Annotated in this window: 3 protein-coding genes; 1 reads left to right on the top strand and 2 read right to left on the bottom strand. The window is 70.9% G+C overall.

What is annotated here, in order from left to right; translation table 11 throughout:
* Positions 1-41: 41 nt before the first annotated feature.
* Positions 42-464 carry an iron-sulfur cluster assembly accessory protein gene (locus VLF38_RS15820; protein WP_325272199.1) on the bottom strand — a complete coding sequence of 141 codons (423 nt, stop codon included), beginning with the start codon at positions 462-464 and terminating at the stop codon, positions 42-44.
* 96 nt (positions 465-560) lie between these two features.
* The gene (locus VLF38_RS15825; protein ID WP_325272200.1) at positions 561-1,643 is read right to left on the bottom strand and encodes a glycerate kinase; all 1,083 of its coding nucleotides are present in this window, start codon (positions 1,641-1,643) and stop codon (positions 561-563) included.
* Positions 1,644-1,690: 47 nt separating this feature from the next.
* Between VLF38_RS15825 and nadA the strand changes: the two genes are divergently transcribed.
* Entirely contained in the window at positions 1,691-2,863 is a 1,173-nt protein-coding gene (gene nadA, locus VLF38_RS15830; protein WP_325272201.1) for a quinolinate synthase NadA, read from the top strand.
* Positions 2,864-2,873: the final 10 nt, after the last annotated feature.

Raw genomic sequence — 2,873 nt, forward strand, 5'->3', positions numbered from 1 at the left:
GCCGATCGGCGGGGGCCTTCGTCTGCTCCGAGCGGGTCGGATCAGTGGAACGAGTCACCACACGCGCAAGAGCCCGACGCGTTGGGGTTGTCGATCGTGAAGCCCTGCTTCTCGATGGTGTCGACGAAGTCGATGACCGCACCGTTGAGGTAGGGAACCGACATCCGGTCCACGACGACGGTCACGCCGTCGAAGTCGGTCGTCACGTCGCCGTCGAGCGTGCGCTCGTCGAAGAAGAGCTGGTAGCGCAGGCCCGAGCAGCCACCCGGCTGGACCGAGATGCGGAGAGCAAGGTCGTTGCGACCCTCCTGCTCGAGCAGGCTCTGCACCTTGCCGGCGGCAACCGGGCTCAGGTTGATCTGGTCAGCACGCGTCTCGAAGTCGCGGGGAGCCTCGATGTTGAGGGTCGCGGCCGGCGCGCCGTGGCTGTGTCCGCCACCGCCGCCGCAGCAAGCGTCGCCCATGGTCACTCCTTGAGGTCTTGTCCAGATGGTTCTGGGTCGTTGTTCGACGTCCTCAAGGATCGCACACAGCTGGTTATTCCGGAGAACCCGTGATCATCAGCACGACCACTGCCTCGCTACGTGCGCCGCGAGCTCCTCCAGCACGTGCGCCGGCTCTGCGAGCGCCCGGTCCCCCGCGCGCTCCACCATCGCGTACGCCGACTCCACGCCGAGGGCGCGCATCTCGCGGTTGCCGACCTCGACGCGGCCGGCGAGGACGATGCAGGGTCGGGCGTGCTCCCCCGCCAAGCGAGCCACGCCTGCCGGGACCTTGCCCCCGCGGCTCGTGACGTCGAACGCGCCCTCGCCGGTGACGACCAGGTCTGCGGCGGCGATCCGGTCGGCGAGGTCCGTGGCGTCCGCGACCACGTCGACACCGGGGCGGCGGGTGGCGCCCACCAGGGCCAGGGCGAAGCCGAGCCCCCCGGCGGCGCCGGCGCCCTTCTCCGCAGCTGCCTTGCGGTCGGTCGCGGCAGCCAGGTCCTGGAGCGCACCGTCGATCGCGGGCAGCTCGTCCTCGGCGAGCCCCTTCTGGGGACCGAAGACCTTGGCGGCACCGAAGAGGCCCGTCAACGGGTTCTCGACGTCGCTGGCGGCGACGAGCGCGATCCCGCCCAGTCGGGCGCAGGCCGGGGCGAGGTCGACGCTCGCCACTCCGGTGAGCGCCTCGGGCCCCGCCTGCAGGTCGCGGTCAGCCGTCGCACCCAGGGCCGCGAGCAGGCCGGCTCCCCCATCGGTCGTGCCCGATCCACCCAAGCCCAGCACCACCTCGCGAGCGCCGGCGTCGAGGGCGGCGAGCAGCAGCTCCCCCACGCCGTACGTGCTGGCCCGGCGGGCGCCCTCACCCCCGGTCAGGGCGAGGCCGCAGGCCTGCGCCGTCTCGACGTACGCCGTGTGGCCGACGAGGAGGAGGGTCGCAGGGGACGGTTCACCGAGCGGTCCACGGACCGTCACGGCCTCGAGCTGACCGCCGAGTGCTGCGTGGAGCGTGTCGACGAACCCGGGGCCTCCGTCGGACATGGGCACGGGGTCGACCTCGTCGCCGGGTGCGCGACGCAGCCACCCGGTCGCGATCGCGGTGGCCGCCTCCCGGGCGGTGAGCGTGCCGGCGTACTTGTCCGGCGCGATGACGATCCGCACGGTAGGCATCCTGCCTGACTGTCCGGGACGCTCACTAGGATGGGCGCATGACGACTGTCAACCTCCCCCTGCTCCCGCTCGGGCGCGGCAAGGACCTCGACTCCGAGCGCGGGGTCGAGTGCCCGGGCGACCTGCCCGCTGCCTCCGACCCGGACCTGGTCGCGCGGGCAACCGCGGCGAAGGCCGCCCTCGGCAGCCGGGTCTTCGTGCTGGGCCATCACTACCAGCGCGACGAGGTCATCCAGTTCGCCGACGTCACCGGCGACTCCTTCAAGCTCGCGCGCGACGCCGCCGCGCGCCCTGAGGCCGAGTTCATCGTCTTCTGTGGCGTGCACTTCATGGCCGAGTCAGCCGACATCCTCACGGGCCCGGAGCAGAAGGTCATCCTTCCCGACCTGGCCGCGGGCTGCTCGATGGCCGACATGGCCCGCCTCGCGCAGGTCGAGGACGCCTGGGCCGCACTGACCGATGCCGGCGTCGCCGACCAGGTCGTGCCGGTGACCTACATGAACTCCAGCGCCGACATCAAGGCGTTCTGCGGCAAGCACGGTGGCGCGGTCTGCACCTCCTCCAACGCCGACGTCGCGCTCGAGTGGGCCTTTGCCCAGAAGCCCGACGCCAAGGTCCTCTTCCTGCCCGACCAGCACCTCGGCCGCAACACCGCCGTGCTGCAGATGGGCATCGCCCTCGACGAGTGCGTCGTGTGGGACCCGCGCCAGGCCAACGGCGGGCTGACCGCGGAGCAGCTGCGCGACGCGAAGATGATCCTGTGGAAGGGGCACTGCTCGGTCCACGGCCGCTTCTCCCCCGATGTCATCGACGAGCTGCGCGCGAAGGTGCCCGACCTCAACGTCCTCGTCCACCCCGAGTGCCAGCACGAGGTGGTGCTCAAGGCCGACCTCGTCGGCTCGACCGAGTTCATCATCAAGCAGATCGAGAAGGCGCCCGCCGGCTCCAGCTGGGCGATCGGCACCGAGCTCAACCTGGTCAAGCGCCTCGCCGACGCGCACCCCGAGCTGAACATCATGTTCCTCGACCGCAATGTCTGCTACTGCTCGACGATGAACCGCATCGACCTGCCCCACCTCGTCTGGGCGCTGGAGTCGCTCGTCAACGGTGACGTCCCCAACGTGATCGAGGTCGACCCCGACACCGAGCACTGGGCCAAGGTCGCGCTCGACCGGATGCTCGCGCTGCCGGGCAAGTCGCACAAGGACTGAGCACCACCGG

The organism is Nocardioides sp., from assembly GCF_035481145.1.
In the GTDB taxonomy this organism is placed as follows: Bacteria; Actinomycetota; Actinomycetes; order Propionibacteriales; family Nocardioidaceae; genus Nocardioides.